Here is a 1561-nt window from a genome sequence, read left to right on the forward strand (position 1 = left end):
CACCCGATCGAGTCAGAAACGAACGAGACCGTCCTGCCCACCGAACTCACCGCCTGGCCTCAAAACGAGATCACCGAGTGGCCGTCGATACACCACTCCCGCGGACGAGACCGGTTCGAATCCCGAAGACGGCTCCGCCGAAAGCCCAGGTCAGTGTTTCGCTGACTTGGGCTTTCTCTTGGCCTCGGGGGGCGCTATCTGCGGCGTAGAGGGATGAGTTGTGCGAGAGCGCGTAAGACCGCTGCTCGTTCCGCCGGGCCGGTTCCGCGTGTGGCGATGGTCAGGGCGAGCAGGAAGGTGATGGCGAGGACGATGATGATGGCGAGCAGGACCTGGGGCGTTCCGGCGGCGAGTTGCAGGGTGATCGTGGTCATGGCGGTTCCTCCGATGGCAGGCCAGAGTTGACGGGGCAACTTCGGGATTGCCGGGAAACCAACCAGCGGAAGGAAGGCGACCGGTCGGATGGAACGGCGTAGCGGCTGGGGCAGTGTCCGTATCCGCGGTGCCGCATCCGAACAGGGCAGAGGCAGTGGCTGGCCCCGGCTAGCTCACGGGGGGACTGCAGTCCATTCGTTTCTGGAAGGCGTACATACCACCACTCCCTGAGTTCAGATCCCTACGGATCCACACGGCACTGACTCGTACCGCTCATCCTCACGATGCCCTGTCCTCCGGCTTCGGCGCCCTGGGTGGGGTGGATTCGTTGCGAGGCTGTTACGGGCGGGCCGGGAGCTGGAGGTCAGGAGCTGAGGCGGCCAAGGTTAACCTCGGTTCCGGAACCCGACCGCAGAGTCCGCCCTGGCTTCAACAGAGTGGGCGGGTCCGCGACTTGCGATGAGCCCGAGACACTGCCTCCTGACATCCATGGCTGACATCAACGAGGGCGGACACGAACGCATCGTGGCAGAGCCCCGTGGAGCGGGTGCGGCACTGCAAGCACGCCCCCCCCGGGGACGGATTTGTCGGCGGGACCGCCGATCAGTACACCGGCTACTGATCGCGCTCGACGGCAGGCTGACTGTCCAGCAGCGTGTCCACCGTCACGGTTCCTGTCGACGTGCCGATCAGCCACTCCCCGAGAGTGATCCCTTGAGGCCAGAGTTCTCCCTGGTGGTTACACCACATGTGGCCCGCAGGGTCGCGGAAGTCGACCAGCGACCAGATGGTGCAACCCCAGTCGTAGACCAGCACCAGGCCGGCGGGGATGCGGCCGGAGGGGTCTGGGCCGTCCTGGTACAACTCGGCGATGTCATAGAAGTTGCCTTGTTCGTGGCCCCCGCTCACGCCCAGGATGCCGTCGTCTGGTCCGAATCCCCCGTTGGCCACTTCGCTGTACAGACGCCGCAGGAGTGGAGGCATCCGAAACCCGATGACCTGTTCCGCCTCTGCGATAGCGTGCGGCCCTGCGGTCGGGGGCAGGCTTCGTGCCCGGGCTGCAGCACGCAGTGTCTCCACGACCTCGTCATCAGTCACCGGCTCACCTTCTCAGCCCAGAACGGCGGAGGCATCGCCTTCAGGGGCGCAAGTCCCCGAACTCTTCCTGGGCCGTCTCTGGGCCGTC

General features: G+C 65.5%; 2 protein-coding genes. Both read right to left on the bottom strand.

Annotated elements, in window-relative coordinates:
- Positions 1–194: 194 nt before the first annotated feature.
- Positions 195–374 carry a hypothetical protein gene (locus BZY54_RS46585; RefSeq protein ID WP_086731374.1) on the bottom strand — a complete coding sequence of 60 codons (180 nt, stop codon included), beginning with the start codon at positions 372–374 and terminating at the stop codon, positions 195–197.
- A gap of 616 nt (positions 375–990) precedes the next feature.
- Positions 991–1473 (bottom strand): SMI1/KNR4 family protein, encoded by a 483-nt coding sequence (locus BZY54_RS46590; RefSeq protein WP_086731375.1) that lies wholly within the window; start codon positions 1471–1473, stop codon positions 991–993.
- Positions 1474–1561: the final 88 nt, after the last annotated feature.

The organism is Streptomyces carpinensis (assembly GCF_002154505.1).
GTDB lineage: Bacteria > Actinomycetota > Actinomycetes > Streptomycetales > Streptomycetaceae > Streptomyces > Streptomyces carpinensis.